This is a genomic window from Collinsella aerofaciens, from assembly GCF_001405375.1.
Lineage (GTDB): Bacteria > Actinomycetota > Coriobacteriia > Coriobacteriales > Coriobacteriaceae > Collinsella > Collinsella aerofaciens_F.
Genome location: NZ_CYYP01000014.1, coordinates 53817 through 71273 on the forward strand (window position 1 = coordinate 53817; position 17457 = coordinate 71273).

Sequence of the window (17457 nt, forward strand, 5' to 3'; positions counted from 1 at the left end):
TTATGAAGTTTCTTAAAGACAAGCAGACGCGTCACGACTTTGTCACGTACGCCATGTGCATCGTGGCCTTCGCCATCGTGTTCTTTATGCAGTCTAACCACATGATTCCGCGCATGATCGCCGGTCAGCTGGTTCCCATCACGGCCTATATCGTCATGGCCATTTCCCTCAACCTCGTCGTCGGCATCGCGGGCGACTTGTCGCTGGGCCACGCGGGCTTTATGAGCGTCGGTGCCTACACGGGCATCGTCACCGCCGTCGCGCTGGAGAGCGCCGTTCCGTCCGATCCGATGCGTCTGATCATCAGCATTGTGGTCGGCGCTATCGCCGCTGCCATCTTGGGCTTCTTGATTGGTATCCCGGTCCTGCGCCTGAGCGGCGACTATCTGGCCATCGTGACCCTGGCTTTTGGCGAGATCATCAAAGAGATCGTCACCTGCCTCATTGTGGGCGTCGACTCCCGCGGCCTGCACGTGATTTTTAACATCACGGGCAACTCTACGATCGACGACCTGCACCTGCTCGAGGACGGCACCGCCATCATCAAGGGCGCCCAGGGCGCCTCGGGCGTGTCGACGTACTCGACCTTCCTCGCCGGTGCCATCCTGGTCATGGTCACACTCGTGATCGTGCTCAACCTGGTCCGCAGCCGTACCGGCCGTGCCATCATTGCCGTGCGCGATAACAAGATTGCAGCCGAGTCCGTAGGCATCTCCGTCACGGAGTACCGCATGATCGCCTTCGTGGTTTCCGCTGCCCTCGCCGGTGCTGCCGGAGCTCTCTTCGGCGGTAACTTCTCGCAGCTCTCCGCCACCAAGTTCGACTTCAACACGTCGATCCTCATTCTGGTGTTCGTGGTCCTGGGCGGCCTGGGCAACATGCGCGGTTCCGTCATCGCGGCGGCGTTGCTCACGGTGCTTCCCGAGCTGCTCCGTCAGTTCTCGGACTACCGCATGCTCATCTACGCCATCGTGTTGATCCTGGTCATGATCTTTACCAACAACCCGCAGCTCAAGGCGTTCTTCGGTCGCGTCAAGGACCGCTTTGCTTCCAAGAAGGAGGTGGCAGCCGATGCCCAGTAAATTTGAGTTCAACAAGGGCAAGATGGTCCCGTATCCTTCTGGCGCCATCGTTCCCGACCGTGACCTGGGCGAGCGCCCGGCGCTCGAGTGCATCCACCTGGGCATTGAATTCGGCGGCCTTAAGGCAGTCGATGACTTTAGCCTGACCATCGGCAAGACTGAGATCGCCGGTCTCATCGGCCCCAACGGTGCCGGCAAGACCACGGTCTTCAACCTGCTCACCAAGGTGTACCAGCCTACGCACGGCACCATCCTGCTCGATGGTGAGGACACCTCGGGCAAGTCGGTCTACCAGGTCAACCGCATGGGTATTGCCCGTACGTTCCAGAACATTCGCCTGTTCAACACCATGACGGTGGAGGACAACGTTAAGGTCGGCCTGCACAACCAGGAGCGCTACTCCGGCTTTGAGGGCGTGCTGCGCCTGCCGACGTATTGGAAGCACGAGAAGGCCGCCCACGAGCGCGCCATGGAGCTACTGTCCATTTTTGACATGGAGCACCTGGCAAATGAACAGGCCGGATCGCTACCTTACGGCGCCCAGCGTCGTCTGGAGATCGTCCGCGCGCTTGCCACCAACCCCAAGCTGCTGCTGCTCGACGAGCCTGCCGCCGGCATGAACCCGTCCGAGACTGCGGAGCTCATGGAGAATATCGTCAAGATCCGCGACACCTTTGGCATTGCCATCATGCTTATCGAGCATGATATGTCGCTCGTCATGAACATCTGCGAGGGCATCTGCGTGCTCAACTTTGGTAAGGTCATTGCCAAGGGCACGGCAGAGGAAATCCAGAACAACGACGCCGTTATCGAGGCATATCTGGGCAAGCAGGATAAGGGGGAGAACTAAATGGCAGAGCCGATGCTTTCCGTCTACAACATCAACGTCTGGTACGGCGCTATCCACGCCATCAAGGACATCTCCTTTAACGTTAACGAGGGCGAGATCGTGGCTCTGATTGGTGCCAACGGTGCCGGCAAGTCCACAACGCTCAAGACCGTCTCGGGCCTGCTGCGCTCCAAGACCGGCTCCATCAAGTTTATGGGCGAGGACATTACCCATATGCCCGCTGATAAGCTGGTTGGTAAGGGCTTGGCTCAGGTTCCCGAGGGTCGTCGCGCCTTTTTGCAGATGACGGTTGAGGAGAACCTGGAGATGGGTGCCTATACGCAGCCCAAGTCCACGGTGGCTCCGGGCCTGGAGCGCGTCTACGAGCAGTTCCCGCGCCTGAAGGAACGTCGTCGCCAGGTCGCCGGCACTCTTTCAGGCGGCGAACAGCAGATGCTCGTTATGGGACGCGCCCTTATGAGTAACCCCAAACTGCTTATGCTCGACGAACCTTCCATGGGTCTGGCGCCGATTCTGATTGAACAGATCTTCCAGATTGTCGAGGACCTTCACAAGGCCGGCACCACGGTGCTTCTGGTCGAGCAAAACGCGCAGATGGCGCTTTCCATCGCCACACGCGGTTACGTGCTCGAGACCGGCAAGATCACCATGACCGGCACCGGCCAAGAGCTCCTGCATGACGACAACGTCCGCAAAGCCTACCTCGGAGGCTAACCCACCTAACAAAAGGGGCGCTGACCATCTCAGTCAGCGCCCCTTTTTAAGTTGCGGCGAAATAGGGACTAAATGGGAGTCTCAGAGGCCAAAAGAGTCCCCATTCCACCGCAACTTCATGGGGATGTGTGACAATGCCCGTCGGAAAACATCTGCTGTCTTTTGGGGTCTATCTATGCTGTACGAGTTTTGTGCCGAGAACTTTGAGCGGGTGCCGGCGGCTATCGATGCCGGTGCAAGGCGTATCGAGCTGTGCGACAACCTTGCCGTCGGTGGCACCACGCCTTCGGCCGGCGTTATCAGCGCTACGACCAACTATGCACACGAGCACGATGCACGGGTGATGTGCATGATCCGTCCGCGTGGCGGCGACTTTCACTACAACCAGGACGAGTTGCGTATGATGGAGATGGACCTGGGCCTTGCCGTGAGCGCCGGCGTTGACGGCTTGGTCTTTGGCTGCTGCAAGCCCTGCGCTGGCGGATGGGCACTCGACGAGCTTACGTTGGGCGCCCTCGTGATGGCCGCGGGCTGCGCGACCGAGGAATGCAAGCGTGAGCCCATCGACATCACCTTCCACATGGCATTTGACCAGCTCTCGCCCGAGGCTCAGCTCGATGCGATTGATACACTTGCCGACTGCGGCGTTACGCGCATCCTCACGCATGGCGGCGCTGCCGGTACGTCGATCGAGGATAATTTTGATCACCTGGCTCGTTTAATCGAGTATGCGGGCGACAGCTTGACCATCCTTCCCGGCGGCGGCATTTCCACGGCCAACCGCGATACCGTGGCGGCGGCGCTAGGCGTCTCCGAGCTCCATGGCACCAAGATCGTGCCGCTGGAGGTATAACCCGTGGCGCTGGTATTTGACGTTCAGCAGGCGAGCGGTAAGCCTGACGATAATCGTCGCCCTGGCACCGCGTGCCCCTTTTGCGACACGGAGGGGCTTGCCAACATCATCCAGCGCGATGGTGACTGCATCTGGCTCGAGAATAAGTTCAAGACCCTGCGCGCCACCCGTCAAACCGTGCTGATCGAGTCGGCCGATCACGATGCCGACCTGGTGACCTATGAGCCGGATGAACTCCACCATGTGATGCGGTTTGCCCTGGGTTGCTGGCAGCAGATGATTGATTCACAGCAGTATCGAAGCGTGCTCATGTACAAGAACAAGGGTCCGCTCTCGGGCGGTAGCCTCGTTCATCCGCACATGCAGATTGTGGGTTTGGAGCAGGAAGACGGCTACACTTCGCTGACTTCTGCCAATTTCGAAGGCATCAATCTCTGGCAACAGGGGAGAATCGCGGTCAACATCTCAACCGAACCGATCATGGGGTTCTTTGAGATCAACGTTTCAGCCCCGCAGGGAATCGCTGCCAGCGATGACACGAGAGACCAAGCCGAGGCGGATCTCTTCGCCGATGCGATCCAGGTAGCTCTGCGCTATATCCTGAACGAGCACCACGGTGGTCGCGCAGAGTCGTATAACCTGTTCTTCTATCACCTGGGCGGTCGGACCATTGCCAAGGCGCTGCCGCGTTGGGTGGCTTCGCCCTACTTTGTCGGCTATCGTTTGGCCCAGGTCAATGCTGAGACCACGCTCGATGTCGATGTGGAGCGACTCCGTGCACATCTGGAGGCGCTCACATCGTAAAGTGAGCGCCCGCACACTGCGGACAGTCTAGCGTGCCATGGCGTCGCGGCCGGCCTCGACCCGCTTGCGCTGGGCGGCGCGCTCCTCGCCGGTTAGACGCTCAAAGAGATGCCCGATAAGCGAGGCGAGTACCTGCTGAAACAGCGTGCCGCACATGACGGGGAATACGACTTCGCCCGGAAAGTATTGCGTGGCGATGACGGCGCCCGAAGAGATGTTACGCATGCCGCAGGTAAAGCACATGGTAGCCGTCTCGCTATATGGCAGATGCAGCGCACGGGCGACCAGAAAACCGATGACAAAGCCGTTGATGGCGAAGGTCAAAATAAAGAGGGCGACTTCCAGGCGCACCGCGTTCATGTGCAGCACGTACTCGCTCATGGCGGTGGAGTTGGAGGCGATAACGCCCATCATCATGAATTTGCAAGCGGGCGAGAGCGCGGGGGAGAGCTTCTCGTGTCCCCATCCACGCGTGAGCTCGTTGATCACGATGCCGAGCACGGCGGGGATGGCGATCATAAAGGCCATGTCTTGCATCATGCTCGGCACATCGATCGAAACGGTGGCACCCAGCAAGAGCTTAAGCGTAAGCGGAATCGTCACAGGGGAGATAACCGAGGACGTCAGGATGATGGTGAGCGCGAGCGGGCCGTTGCCGCCGAACATGCTGATCCACATAAAAGCGGTGACGGCCACGGGCACGCTGTACTCGAGCACGATGCCGCAGACAAGGTTGGGGTTGGAGCCAAAGAAGAGTGACCCTATGGCATACGCCGCGATGGGAATAAGCACTGCCGAGACCAGCAGCGCCAGAATCAGGTGCAGCGGACGGTGGAACACCTCGGCTACCTGGTGAAAAGTGTTGCTGAGCGCGCCCTGAAACGTCATAAAGGCGAAGAGGGCGGGAACAATGGGCTTGAGCACGCCGATCTGCTGGGGAAAGAGCACTCCGAGCGCCACGCAAATCGGAACGATGATCTGCATATGCCCCGCGAGGAACTTTCCCAGTCCAGCCCATTGCTTCATATGTCCCGTGACTCCCTTTATCCGCGAACTCGTTTGTATGGATATGCTAGACGCTCGTATGCGTCCGTGCGGCTGAAACGCTCGATTATTTCGAGGCCATTACCGCCATCGTTTGCCGAAACCGCGGCGCACCGCGGCGTTTTGCGTCCGTGCCGCACGGTATAATAAATCCGTTCAACAGATCTGCCTGCCGAAGCGGGCATACGCAGAGGACTCATCGCTATGAACCGTGAGAGGTATCGCGGCGACCTGCCCCTATCGGGGGTGGGCGCCTATGTCATCGCTTAAGACGACGCATCGCTGGGCGGTCGCTCGGCAAAACCCCGAGCTCGAAAAGGAGCTTTCGGCTGGCCTGGGCATACCCGGGCTGGTGGCGCGCATTATGGTTGCGCACGGCATTACATCCATCGAGGAAGGCCAACTGTTTTTGACGCCTTCGCTCGATCGCGACTGGGCGGACCCGCTCGTTATTCCGGGCATGGCGGTCGTCGCCGACCGCGTTGAGCGCGCTGTTCGCAGTCACGAGCGCATCGCCGTCTTTGGCGATTTTGACGTCGACGGCATAACGTCGACTTGTCTGTTGACCGAGGCGCTGCGGATGTTTGGCGCCAATGTCACACCGTTTATCCCGCACCGCTTTGACGAGGGGTACGGCCTGTCGCGTGCGGCGCTCGACCGCGTCAACGAGCTCGCCCAACCCAACCTGATTGTGACCGTCGATAACGGTATTGCTGCCAAGGAAGAGGTTTCCTATCTGGAGAGCCTGGGGATCGATTTGGTGGTCACGGACCATCACGAGCCCTCCGACCAGGTGCCGCAGGGTGTGCCCCTGACTGACCCCAAGCTCGAGGACGAGGGCCCCTCGCGTGAGCTTGCCGGTGCTGGTGTGGCGCTCAAGCTGGTGCAAGTCCTGGGTGAGCGCCTGGGCAAGCCGTCGTATTGGCGTTCGCTAATCGAGGTCGCGGCGCTGGGCACCGTGTCCGACATGATGCCGCTCACGCCCGAGAACCGCGCGCTGGTTGCCGAGGGCATCCAGCAGATGCGCGTAACCGCTCGCCCCGGCTATATCGCGCTTGCCGCGCTCGCCAAGGCGGACCTTTCGAGCATTACGGCGGATGGCCTGTCATTCTCGCTCATTCCCCGCTTAAACGCTGCCGGTCGCATGGCCGATCCCAAGCTGGCGCTCGACCTGCTGCTTGCCCGCGATCCCATCGAAGCAAGCGCACTGGCGGCTGAACTCGAGGAAATCAACCGCCAGCGCCGTGAGATCGAGGCGGAGCTCACGCGCGATGCCATGGCAAAGGTCGAGGAGACCTATGACGGCGGACGCGCGCTCGTCGTGGGCGGCGAAGGCTGGCACGAGGGCGTCAAGGGCATCGTGGCAAGCCGTCTGACCAACCGCTACCACGTGCCGGCGCTGCTGTTCTCGATCGAGGACGGTATCGCGCGCGGCTCTGGTCGCTCGGTGGGCAAAGTTAACCTGTTTGACGCCATCGAGCGCTGTTCCGACCTGATGATTCGTCGCGGCGGACATGCCGGTGCGGTGGGTGTGACTATCGAGGCATCCAAGCTCGACGAGTTCCGCCGTTGCCTTTCGGCCGTGTTGTCCGAGCTTCCCGCCGAGGACTTTGAGGACACCGACGAGGTTGCCGCCACGGTCGACCTTTCCGAATTGAATATCGAGACCATCGAGCAGATTTCCCGCCTTGAGCCGTTTGGCCAGGGTAATAAGGTGCCGCTGCTGGCTGCCGAGGGCGTGACGATGTGTGATCGCGCCGTGGTGGGTAAGACCGGCGAGCACATGCGCTTTGTGGCGACCGATGGCGCCGCGAGTGTGCCGGCCATTATGTTCCGCGTGCCGCAAATCGATAAGCTCATCAACTGCGATAGCGCTGTCGACTTGGTGTTCGAGGCCGTTGCCGAGCATTGGCAGGGTCGTGTGAAGCCCAAGCTCATGGTCAAGGATGTTCTGGTCCGCGATACCACGCTGCCCAGCGTCGACGATCCGGCATGCGAGCTTCGTCGTGGCGTGCAGCCGGCGGATTCCGGCCTGCGCTTGGAGTCGCGCAAGCGCGAGACGCTCGCCCAGCTTTCCTATACCGAGCTCACGCGCTCGCTTATCCATAGCTTTATAGGCTCGAACCAGCCGCACCGCGCGCAGGTTGAGGCGCTCGACGCCTTGGCCGATCACCAGAGTGTCTTGGCGGTTATGGGAACGGGCCGCGGCAAGTCGCTCATCTTCCATGTGCATGCCGCGCGTGAGGCGGTGCTTCGCGGACGTGCGAGCATCTTTGTCTATCCGCTGCGTGCGCTTGTTGCCGACCAGGCCTATCACCTCTCGTCGACGATGGCATCGCTTGGCATTGGCGTTGGCGTGCTGACCGGCGAGACCGTGGAGGCCGCACGCGATGACGTGTTCGCCGGCCTAGCTTCGGGCCGCACCGGCATCGTGCTCACGACGCCCGAGTTCCTGTCCATTCACCGCGACCGCTTTGCGCGTTCGGGGCGCATCGGTTTTGTCGTTATCGATGAGGCGCACCACGCTGGCCTTGCCAAGGGCGGCGACCGCAGCGCCTATCTCGACATGCCCGATATCCTCAAAGCCCTGGGCGACCCGGTCGTTATGGCCGCGACGGCCACCGCGACGGCTCCGGTCGTGGCCGAGCTTGCCCGCACGCTTCCGATCACTCACACGGTGGTCGACGAGACGGTGCGCGAGAACCTGCAGCTCGAGGACGACCGAGATCTTGCGAGCCGCGAGAACCGTTTGGTGTCGATCGTGGCGACGGGGGAGAAGACCGTCATTTACGTCAATTCGCGCGACCAGTCCGTGGCGCTCGCCAAGACACTACGCAAACGCGTCCCCGACTGTGCGACCCGTATCGCGTTCTATAACGCTGGCCTTACGCGCACCGACCGCCATCGCGTAGAGGAGGCGTTTCGAGACGGCAGCCTCAGCTGCATCGTCTCGACATCCGCCTTTGGCGAGGGCGTCAACCTTCCCGATATTCGCCATGTCGTGCTCTATCACATGCCGTTTGGCGGCATTGAGTTTAACCAGATGAGCGGCCGCGCCGGTCGCGATGGCCAACCCGCCGTGATCCATCTACTCTATTCGTCGCGTGACGCCCGTATTAACGAGCGCCTGCTCGACTGCTATGCGCCCGAGCGCGACGAGCTCGTCACGCTCTATCGCGCGCTGCAGACCATGTGGCGCTCCAACCGCGGCAAGACCGGGGACGATTCCTTTAGCGCGAGCGATATCGACATCGCGCAGATGTGCCTTGCCATCGATGCTCGCACGCCGGTCGACGAGCGCTCGGTGGAAAGCGGCTTGGGAATCTTCGAAGAGCTTGGTTTTTGTCGCATTTCGGGGTTTGACGACACCCGTCGCATCGCGATGGCCGAAAACCCCGGCCGCGTGCAATTGAGCAGGTCAATTCGCTATTTGGAGGGCTTGCGCTCGCGCATGGAGTTCTCGGCTTTCCGGAGTTGGGCGCTCGATTCGTGCGCTTCTGATATGCTAGCCAAAGTTAACCGCCCGATCGTACCGCGGGCCTAGGGGAAGGGGACCTCGATGGATGCCGCAGCCCGTACCGCCCATGATTCCACCCTCCAGCCTTTTTCGGAGATGGAGCACTATAAGCATGCCGATGAGCTGCCGCCCGAGATTGTGGCGGACAGCTACGACAAGCTGGAGCGCCTGTGCCTCAAATATATGAATGAGGACGACTTTTCTAAGGTTGAGCAGGCCTACTGCTTTGCCGCCGAGAAGCACTGCAACCAAAAGCGCCGCTCGGGCGAGATGTACATTAACCATCCCGTCGAGGTTGCCATCATTTTGGCCGATCTCAAGATGGACTGCGATGTGGTGTGCGCCGCGCTGCTGCACGATACCGTCGAGGATACCGAGACCTCGCTCGCCGATGTTTCCGGCCTGTTCGGCGATACGGTGGCCGAGCTCGTCGATGGCGTGACCAAGCTCACCAATATCGAAGTCGACAGCATGGACGAGAAGCAGGCGCTCACGCTGCGCAAGATGTTCCTCGCCATGTCCAAGGACATTCGCGTCATCATCGTTAAACTTGCCGACCGTCTGCACAACATGCGAACGCTGGCAGCCCTGCGCGAGGATCGTCGCCTGTTTAAGGCTCGCGAGACCATGGACGTGTACGCGCCCTTGGCCGACCGCCTGGGCATGAGCTCTATTAAGTGGGAGCTCGAGGACCTGTCCTTCTTCTACCTGGAGCCCGATGCCTACCAGCGCATCGCGCGCATGGTGGCGGAGTCGCGCGAGGTCCGTGAGCGCTATCTGGCTGAGACCATCAAGACACTCACCGACGAGCTCAACCGCATTGGCCTGGAAGGCTTCCAGATCAACGGCCGTTCCAAGCACTATTGGTCCATCTACCAAAAGATGAAGCGCAAGGGCAAGGAATTCTCCGAGATCTACGACCTGGTGGCACTGCGCGTCATCACGCATTCGGTGCGCGATTGCTACTCCACGCTCGGCGCGGTGCATACGCTGTGGCACCCCATGCCCGGTCGCTTTAAAGACTATATCGCCATGCCCAAGGTCAATAACTACCAGTCGCTCCATACGACGGTTATCGGCCCCACGGCCCGCCCACTCGAGATTCAGATTCGAACCTACGAGATGCATGAGCAGGCCGAGTACGGCATTGCCGCCCACTGGCTATATAAGAAGTCGGGCGGATCGTCTGCGTCTAAGACCAATGATGCCCAGCGTCTGGACGACCAGATTAACTGGCTTAAGCACTCACTCGATTGGGCTGCGTCTGATGAGATTACCGACGCCAAAGAATACCTGCATTCGCTGAAGGTTGACCTCTTCGATCAGGAGATCTTCGTCTTTACGCCCAAGGGCGAGGTCATGGCGCTTCGTGCCGGATCCACGCCGCTCGACTTTGCCTATGCCGTTCACACCGAGGTGGGAAACCATTGCGTCGGCGCCAAAATCAACGGTGCGGTGGCTCCGCTCACGCACGAGATCAAGACGGGCGACCGTGTCGAGATCCTGACGAACAAGAGTTCCAAGCCGTCGCGCGATTGGCTCAAGATCGTTAAGACACCTTCCGCCAAGTCAAAGATCCGCCGCTATTTTGCCGCTGCGACCAAGGACGACGACGCTGCCGCCGGTCGCGATATGCTGGCCAAGGACCTGCGTAAGCGTGGCTATGGCATTTCTACGCCGCGTTCGACGCGTGCACTCAACGCCGTGGCGGAGCAGTTTAACTTTAAGCAGCTCGAGGACCTGTTTGCCGCCGTCGGCGCCGGCAAGGTTGCCCCGCGCGCTGTGGGCAATAAGGTCGAGCAAATCTTGGACCCCAAGCCCGAGGAACAGCTCACCAAGGCCGAGGCTATCGCCGAGGTCGTGAAGCAGCCCGCTCGCGGCTCCAACCGCAAGCCGCAAAAGCGCGGCAAGAGCGCCAGTAACGGCATTATCGTCAAGGGCGAGAGCAACAGCGGCCTGCTGGTCCGTCTGGCTCATTGCTGCAACCCCGTGACGGGTGACGACATCGTCGGCTTCATCACGCGCGGTCGTGGCGTTTCGGTGCATCGCGCCAACTGCCCTAACGTCAAGGGTCTTATGGAACATCCCGAGCGCATGATCGATGTGGAGTGGGACGGCGCTGCCGACACCCTCTTCCAGGTCGAGATCGTGGTCGAGTGCCTGGACCGCATGGGTCTGCTCAAGGACGTCACCATTGCCATTGGCGATGCAGGCGGCAATATCCTTTCTGCCGCCACGTCGACCAACCGCGAGGGTATTGCGACCCTGCGCTTTATGGTCGAAATTTCGGATGCGAGCGGCCTGGATCCGCTGCTGGCTTCCATCAGCAGTGTCGATTCGGTCTACGACGCTCGCCGTCTTATGCCCGGCGAGGGCGGAGCGCAACTCAAGCGCCGTGTGTAGGTGCGAGAGCCTCTCAGCATCATAGATATTGGTTACGTTCGAGGCATCGTTTGGTGCCTCGAACGTATTTTAGAAGGAGGGTATGCGCATGGACGATATGACTTTGGACCTGACACCCCGAGGCGCGGCTTCGATTGAGGCGCTCGTCAACGGCCCGATTCAGACTAACAGCTACGCCGTGATTTCGAATGACGAGTGCTTAATCGTCGATCCGGCGTGGGAGGGCGAGCGTCTTGTGGAGCATATCCGCACCGCGCATCCCGAGGTGCGCGTACTCGGCTCTGTCTGCACGCACGGTCATGCCGACCATGTTGGCGGGGTTGCCGGGGTTCGAGCTGTCGTTGGCGACAGCGCGCTATATGAGTTGTGCGCTAAGGACGTGACGGTACCTCGCGCAAATATCGAGGAGCAGCGCGCCATGTGGGGTATCGAGACACCCGATCCGGGTGAGCCGACGCGTTTGCTTGCCGAGGGCGATACAATCGAGGTGGGCGACGTCTGCCTGCAGGTGATCGAGACGCCGGGGCATACGCCGGGCGGCATCGTCCTGCTCGCCGCGACCGAGCAGGGGAACATCGCCTTTGTGGGCGACACGCTTTTCCCGGGCAGCCACGGTCGTACCGATCTTTCCGGCGGTGACGAGGCGGCGATCATGCGCTCGCTCTCCAAACTTGCCAAGATGCTTCCGCCCGATACCGTTTGCTTGACGGGCCATGGCGATTCGACCACGATGGCGCGCGAACTTATGCAGAATCCGTTTATGCAGATGTAGGCTCGAAGCCGTCTTTCGAATCACGAAGACCGCTCAATCGTCAAGCTATTTTCCCCAGTGGGTCGATTCTGTGGGGCAAACGGTCAAAATTTGTCCAATCGGATGGTATTCGTGAACAAACGAACGTTTATGCTCGGGTATGTCGTGGTAAAATCTCAGGCGTTATCGGAGCAACCTTACAGGAGGTTTCTTTTATGCTCGTCAACGCAGCAGACATGCTCAAGAAGGCCGAGGCCGGCAAGTACGCTCTCGGTGCCTTCAACACCAACAACCTCGAGTGGACCCTGGCTATTCTCCAGGCCGCCGAGGAGGCCAAGTCTCCGCTGATCCTTCAGTGCACCGCTGGTGCCGCTAAGTGGATGGGCGGTTTCAAGGTCTGCGCCGACATGGTCAAGGCTGCCGTCGAGGCCACGGGCGTTACCGTCCCCGTCGCCCTTCACCTCGATCACGGTTCTTACGAGGACTGCTTCAAGTGCATCGAGGCCGGCTTCACGTCCATCATGTATGACGGCTCTCACGAGGAGACCTTCCAGCTTAACCTCGACCGCACCAAGGAACTCGTTGAGCTTGCCCACTCCAAGGGCATGTCCATCGAGGCCGAGGTCGGCGGCATCGGCGGCACCGAGGACGGCGTGACCTCCAACGGCGAGCTCGCTGACCCCGCTGAGTGCAAGCAGATTGCTGACCTGGGCGTCGACTTCCTCGCCTGCGGTATCGGCAACATCCACGGCGTGTATCCCGCCGACTGGGCTGGGCTTTCCTTCGAGCGTCTGGGCGAGATCAAGGCTCAGACCGGCGACCTGCCCCTCGTTCTGCACGGTGGTACCGGCATCCCCGAGGATCAGATCAAGAAGGCCATCTCCCTGGGTATCTCCAAGATCAACGTTAACACCGATCTGCAGCTCGTCTTCGCCAAGGGCGTTCGCGAGTATATCGAGGCTGGCAAGGATCAGCAGGGCAAGGGCTTTGACCCCCGCAAGCTCCTCAAGCCTGGTCGCGACAACATCGTTGCCCGCACCAAGGAGCTCATGGAGGAGTTTGGCTCCGTCAACAAGGCGTAAGCGTCGCTAAACTTCCCACCGGAAGCCCCGTCTCCCTACACTGTTTCCTTTGCGCTCACCTGGCTTCGCCAGAAGTCGCGCCAAGGAAACAGTTCCGGGAGACGGGGCTTCCTTCGTTTAACGCCGCAGGGTTACGAGTCTGAATTAAGGTGGCTACTGGCTTCGCCAGAAGTCGCGCGACGGAATCAGCTCCGGGTGAACGGGGCCTCCTTTGTTAACTCGCTACAGGGTTACTGGGCTGAATTCATTTTTTGACTACCGCTCGGCGGTGTTGATGGCTCCCTTGTTGGGGCTTTCTTTTTTATCTCGCTACAATGGACTTCAAGAGTTCTAATGACTTGGAGTTTGGTATGGCTGTTATTAATGCGCTGCCTTCGGATGGGAAGGTTATTGACGAGGGTCCTGTTGGTTGCTCTGTTGATGTTTGCTGCGATGACTTTCGCCATCTCGATATTGGACTACCGCCTGAGATTCTTCGTCTTAAGGATGCCGGGTATTTGACGCAGGCTGTTGCCGCCTGCGATCGCCTTTTGGAGCAGAATCCTGAGCCTTCCCTGGCAGCCTGCGTTCGTGCCGAGCGGTATCGCATGCTTGAGACGCCGCTTCATTTTTCGGTGTCGCGCGCTCGGGCTATTGCGATGATTCGCGAGGAGTGGCCTGAGTTTACCGAGGAGCAGTTTGACGATTTGATTGACCGTAAGCGTATTGACTGGCGCTTTATCGATGGCGAGCTGTTCGTTCTCGACAACTTCCTCGATTCGCTTCGCGTATATCCCAAAGAGGTCCCCGGCATGCGTCCCGATTCTACGGACGGAATAGCACTGCGCAACGAGATGCTCAAGGAGATGGAGTCGCAAAACGGATTGACTCGCGTTATTACGCTTCAGGCGTCCTTGTCTGTCCCCGGCGCTCTAGAGGGGGAGACCGTTTGCGCTTGGCTTCCCGTCGCGGCTGCCTGCCGTCAGCAGTCTCGGGTCGAGATTCTCGACATGACGCCGGAGGGTACTGTTGCTCCCGCGAACGCTTCGGCGCGTACCGCCTCGTGGTCTTCTTCGAGTGAGCGCTCATTCTCGGTGACCTATCGTTATCACATCGATGCCGCTTATCGCGATATCTATGGGGGTGCGCTTCCGGCGCATCCGTGTATGGACGCGCCGCTGTCCGAGGATATTTCCGAGGACCGTCCGCACATTGCATTCACGCCGTATCTGCAGCAGCTGACGGCCGGTGTTGCTGGCGGACTCGAGGATCCGCTCGATCGCGCTCGTGCTATCTATGATTACCTGACACAGCATATCGACTATCGCTATCAGCCACCGTACCTGCTTTTGGGATCTATTGCCGACGACTGTGCGCATTCGCTCCGCGGCGATTGCGGCGTTATGGCGCTCACGTTTATCACCATGTGCCGCATCGCGGGGGTGCCTGCTCGTTGGCAGAGCGGCCTGTATGTTGCGCCCGATTCGGTGGGGCCGCACGATTGGGCTGAGTTCTATACGCCACAGACCGGTTGGCTTAACGCCGACGTATCGTTTGGTTCCTCGGCACGCAGGATGGGGGAGGAGTGGCGTCGTCGTCACTACTTTGGCAATCTCGACCCGTGGCGTATGGTGGCCAACAATCGATTCCAGGCTGAATTTGTGCCTGCTTTCGATGGTATGCGCGAGGATCCCTATGACAACCAGATGGGCGAGGCCTCGGTTGACGGACGTGGATGTCGTAAGCGGGAGATGTTACGCAAGGTTGAGCTTATCGAAATGCTCGAAGTTCCATTTTCGGACTAATCAACAGAAAGCTGTGATAAACTAACTCACGCATTACGTGCCCGAGTGGCGGAATTGGCAGACGCAGTGGACTCAAAATCCACCGTTGGCAACAACGTGCGAGTTCGAGTCTCGCCTCGGGCACCATACATGCAAGTGAGCGTTCAAGGGGGTTGCGGCCCCCTTTTTCGTGCCGAACTCGCGTGAGCGCGCGAAGCGTTAAGCAAACAGGCCTGTGGCCTGTCTGTAGCGGAGCGTGGCGAGGGCGCCACGCGCCCGAAGCCCGGGGCTTCGCGAAGCGAAGGCCCTTCGAGTCTCGCCTCGGGCACCATACATGCAAGCGAGCGTTCAAGGGGGTCAAGGCCCCTTTTTCGTGTACGTAATGTGATAACGCGCTGTACGTGTTATTATTCGCAAGGCGTTGTTCCCGCAATGCCCTAAAGAGGAACCCGAGGGTTCCCACCTTTTGGCGCCAATGAGCAGCTGACTGGTCATACAACCTAGATTACCTTCCTCAAATCGAGGAAGTCTATGTGTACGACCTGGTTGCTGAGAAGCGCCGGGTTATTTTTTTATGAATGGAGGTAGGGAAAATAGCTAAGTCTGATGACACCCGCATCAACGACGAGATCACTGCATCTTCGTGCCGTTTGATTGGCGTCGATGGCTCTCAGCTCGGCCTGTTCGCCATCCGCGATGCCCAGCGCGTCGCCGACGATCAGGGTCTCGACCTGGTCGAGATCGCTCCCAACGCGGAGCCGCCGGTCTGCAAGGTCATGGACTACGGTAAGTTCAAGTACCAGCAGGCCATGAAGGCCAAGGCTGCTCGTAAGAACCAGTCCAAGGTCGAGGTCAAGGAAATGAAGTTCCGACCCAAGATCGACGTTGGCGACTACGAGACCAAGAAGGGCCACGTTCTGCGTTTCCTCAAGAAGGGCGCACGCGTTAAGATCACCATCATGTTCCGCGGCCGTGAGATGGCTCACCCGGAGCAGGGCCTTAACGTTCTCGAGCGCCTCGCCGAGGATCTCAAGCCTTACGCTACGGTCGAGTCCAAGCCTAAGATGGAAGGCCGTAACATGCTTATGCTGCTCGCCCCGATTAAGGGCGCCTTCGATGAGGATAAAGCGGCAAGCGATACCAAGTAACTAGTGTTCTGTAACCGATTAAGGAGTATTTCATGCCTAAGATGAAGTCCCACAGCGGCACCAAGAAGCGTTTCCGCAAGACTGGTACCGGCAAGCTTATGCGCGCCAAGGCTTTCAAGAGCCACATCCTGAGCAAGAAGTCCACCAAGCGTAAGCGTGGCTTCCGTCAGGAGACCGAGATCGCCGCTGCCGACCGCAAGGTCATCAAGTCGCGTCTCGCCTAAGTTCGCGTTCCCGTTTTTCGTTTTACCGTCTAGGAGTTGATAGAACATGGCACGTATTAAGCGCGCTGTTGCCGCCAAGAAGAAGCGCCGTACCGTTATGCACCGTGCGAAGGGTTACTACGGTGCCGCTTCGCGTACTTACAAGCATGCTAAAGAGCAGGTCCAGCACTCCCTGCAGTATCAGTATCGTGATCGCCGCAACAAGAAGCGCGAGATCCGTTCTCTTTGGATCACTCGTATCAACGCTGCTGCTCGCCTGAACGACATCTCTTACTCTCAGTTCATGCACGGCCTGAAGGTTGCCGGCATCGAGCTCGACCGCAAGGTCCTGGCTCAGATGGCTTACGAGGACATCGAGTCCTTCAACGAGCTGGCTACCATCGCCAAGAAGGCTCTCGAGGCCTAATAGATTCTCTTGAATCGCTAGGGGAGTGTCGCGTTGTGCGCGGCGCTCCCTCTTTTTATCTGAAGCGCTGGTTTATATGGCAAAAGCGCGGGTAGATAGACACTTACAGGTGACCGATCTTTATATATCTCTTAACCGAAGGGTCATCATCTGATACGTGCAGTATTTCTGCACCAGCCTTTCTATTACTTATATAGGAAGCGATGTATTGTGTAGGACTTGTGAAGAGTGGAATTCCCGCCCACGGCGCCCCTCCGGTCTGGCAATATATCTCCTTGCCGCGCGGCCCGGTCGGACCGGATCAGCCGCGGGGCGTGCACCTTGAGAACCGGATACTGCGAGGATGGACACACCAGATGTGTCGCATCCGGGCAGACATCGAACCATTTGAAATGGTCTAACTTGGATTTGTTTTTCGCAAGGCCGCCGAGAGGCGGCCCCGAGAAATTCCTTTTCCTATACTAGAACCATATGAATCGAACGGAACCGATCAGCGAGTGACTGAGAGGACCGGACGGGCTCGAAGCCCATTTATTTTGGACGGAGAGTTCGATCCTGGCTCAGGATGAACGCTGGCGGCGCGCCTAACACATGCAAGTCGAACGGCACCTATCTTCGGATAGAAGCGAGTGGCGAACGGCTGAGTAACACGTGGAGAACCTGCCCCCTCCCCCGGGATAGCCGCCCGAAAGGACGGGTAATACCGGATACCCCCGGGCGCCGCATGGCGCCCGGGCTAAAGCCCCGACGGGAGGGGATGGCTCCGCGGCCCATCAGGTAGACGGCGGGGTGACGGCCCACCGTGCCGACAACGGG

The 17457-nt window shown here is 59.4% G+C and carries 14 protein-coding genes, 1 tRNA gene and 1 rRNA gene; 15 read left to right on the top strand and 1 reads right to left on the bottom strand.

All coding sequences use genetic code 11. From position 1 onward, the window contains the following. The first annotated feature begins 2 nt into the window (after window positions 1-2). From ARB25_RS07815 to ARB25_RS07835, 5 genes are all read left to right on the top strand, one after another. Window positions 3-1082 carry a branched-chain amino acid ABC transporter permease gene (locus ARB25_RS07815; RefSeq protein WP_055287176.1) on the top strand — a complete coding sequence of 360 codons (1080 nt, stop codon included), beginning with the start codon at window positions 3-5 and terminating at the stop codon, window positions 1080-1082. Further along, entirely contained in the window at window positions 1072-1932 is an 861-nt protein-coding gene (locus ARB25_RS07820; protein WP_055287178.1) for an ABC transporter ATP-binding protein, read from the top strand. The genes ARB25_RS07815 and ARB25_RS07820 overlap by 11 nt, the downstream gene beginning before the upstream one ends. Continuing rightward, window positions 1933-2646: an ABC transporter ATP-binding protein gene (locus tag ARB25_RS07825; RefSeq protein WP_216595135.1), complete on the top strand. Its 714-nt coding sequence runs from the start codon at window positions 1933-1935 to the stop codon at window positions 2644-2646. A gap of 175 nt (window positions 2647-2821) precedes the next feature. Next, on the top strand, window positions 2822-3499 hold the full coding sequence (locus ARB25_RS07830) for a copper homeostasis protein CutC (RefSeq protein WP_055287180.1): 678 nt from the start codon (window positions 2822-2824) through the stop codon (window positions 3497-3499). Window positions 3500-3502: 3 nt separating this feature from the next. Further along, a complete protein-coding gene (locus ARB25_RS07835; RefSeq protein ID WP_055287182.1) occupies window positions 3503-4303 on the top strand; it encodes a DUF4931 domain-containing protein in 801 nt (266 codons plus the stop codon). 27 nt (window positions 4304-4330) lie between these two features. Here the strand turns inward: ARB25_RS07835 and ARB25_RS07840 are convergent, their stop codons facing one another. Beyond that, window positions 4331-5329, bottom strand: a complete 999-nt coding sequence (locus ARB25_RS07840) for a bile acid:sodium symporter family protein (RefSeq protein WP_055287184.1) — start codon at window positions 5327-5329, stop codon at window positions 4331-4333. Between the two features lie 274 nt (window positions 5330-5603). Here ARB25_RS07840 and recJ point away from each other — a divergent pair, with 274 nt between their 5' ends. The 10 genes from recJ to ARB25_RS07890 form a co-directional block, all read left to right on the top strand. Further along, on the top strand, window positions 5604-8891 hold the full coding sequence (recJ, locus tag ARB25_RS07845; RefSeq protein WP_055287186.1) for a single-stranded-DNA-specific exonuclease RecJ: 3288 nt from the start codon (window positions 5604-5606) through the stop codon (window positions 8889-8891). A 15-nt stretch (window positions 8892-8906) separates the two neighbouring features. Beyond that, window positions 8907-11267 (top strand): RelA/SpoT family protein, encoded by a 2361-nt coding sequence (locus ARB25_RS07850; protein ID WP_055287188.1) that lies wholly within the window; start codon window positions 8907-8909, stop codon window positions 11265-11267. Window positions 11268-11355: 88 nt separating this feature from the next. Beyond that, entirely contained in the window at window positions 11356-12039 is a 684-nt protein-coding gene (locus tag ARB25_RS07855) for an MBL fold metallo-hydrolase (protein ID WP_055287190.1), read from the top strand. 194 nt (window positions 12040-12233) lie between these two features. After that, window positions 12234-13100, top strand: coding sequence for a class II fructose-1,6-bisphosphate aldolase (gene fba / locus ARB25_RS07860; RefSeq protein ID WP_006234429.1), 867 nt, complete (start codon window positions 12234-12236; stop codon window positions 13098-13100). Window positions 13101-13450: 350 nt separating this feature from the next. Continuing rightward, entirely contained in the window at window positions 13451-14884 is a 1434-nt protein-coding gene (locus ARB25_RS07865) for a transglutaminase-like domain-containing protein (protein ID WP_055287192.1), read from the top strand. 39 nt (window positions 14885-14923) lie between these two features. Continuing rightward, a tRNA-Leu gene (locus tag ARB25_RS07870) sits at window positions 14924-15010 on the top strand. Between the two features lie 431 nt (window positions 15011-15441). Then, window positions 15442-16011: a translation initiation factor IF-3 gene (infC, locus tag ARB25_RS07875; protein WP_006234423.1), complete on the top strand. Its 570-nt coding sequence runs from the start codon at window positions 15442-15444 to the stop codon at window positions 16009-16011. Window positions 16012-16043: 32 nt separating this feature from the next. Next, complete coding sequence (gene rpmI / locus ARB25_RS07880; protein ID WP_006234422.1) at window positions 16044-16235, top strand: 50S ribosomal protein L35; 192 nt, start codon at window positions 16044-16046, stop codon at window positions 16233-16235. A gap of 46 nt (window positions 16236-16281) precedes the next feature. Then, the gene (gene rplT / locus ARB25_RS07885) at window positions 16282-16641 is read left to right on the top strand and encodes a 50S ribosomal protein L20 (RefSeq protein ID WP_006234421.1); all 360 of its coding nucleotides are present in this window, start codon (window positions 16282-16284) and stop codon (window positions 16639-16641) included. Window positions 16642-17178: 537 nt separating this feature from the next. Beyond that, window positions 17179-17457: ribosomal RNA gene (locus tag ARB25_RS07890) — 16S ribosomal RNA — on the top strand; the annotation flags it as partial.

Coding starts and splice junctions, on each gene's coding strand:
- ARB25_RS07830 (WP_055287180.1), top strand. CDS start 2,822: ATGCTGTACGAGTTTTGTGCCGAGAACTTTGAGCGGGTGCCGGCGGCT.
- rpmI (WP_006234422.1), top strand. CDS start 16,044: ATGCCTAAGATGAAGTCCCACAGCGGCACCAAGAAGCGTTTCCGCAAG.
- recJ (WP_055287186.1), top strand. CDS start 5,604: ATGTCATCGCTTAAGACGACGCATCGCTGGGCGGTCGCTCGGCAAAAC.
- ARB25_RS07825 (WP_216595135.1), top strand. CDS start 1,933: ATGGCAGAGCCGATGCTTTCCGTCTACAACATCAACGTCTGGTACGGC.
- ARB25_RS07815 (WP_055287176.1), top strand. CDS start 3: ATGAAGTTTCTTAAAGACAAGCAGACGCGTCACGACTTTGTCACGTAC.
- infC (WP_006234423.1), top strand. CDS start 15,442: ATGGAGGTAGGGAAAATAGCTAAGTCTGATGACACCCGCATCAACGAC.
- ARB25_RS07820 (WP_055287178.1), top strand. CDS start 1,072: ATGCCCAGTAAATTTGAGTTCAACAAGGGCAAGATGGTCCCGTATCCT.
- ARB25_RS07865 (WP_055287192.1), top strand. CDS start 13,451: ATGGCTGTTATTAATGCGCTGCCTTCGGATGGGAAGGTTATTGACGAG.
- ARB25_RS07850 (WP_055287188.1), top strand. CDS start 8,907: ATGGATGCCGCAGCCCGTACCGCCCATGATTCCACCCTCCAGCCTTTT.
- ARB25_RS07840 (WP_055287184.1), bottom strand. CDS start 5,329: ATGAAGCAATGGGCTGGACTGGGAAAGTTCCTCGCGGGGCATATGCAG.
- ARB25_RS07855 (WP_055287190.1), top strand. CDS start 11,356: ATGGACGATATGACTTTGGACCTGACACCCCGAGGCGCGGCTTCGATT.
- fba (WP_006234429.1), top strand. CDS start 12,234: ATGCTCGTCAACGCAGCAGACATGCTCAAGAAGGCCGAGGCCGGCAAG.
- rplT (WP_006234421.1), top strand. CDS start 16,282: ATGGCACGTATTAAGCGCGCTGTTGCCGCCAAGAAGAAGCGCCGTACC.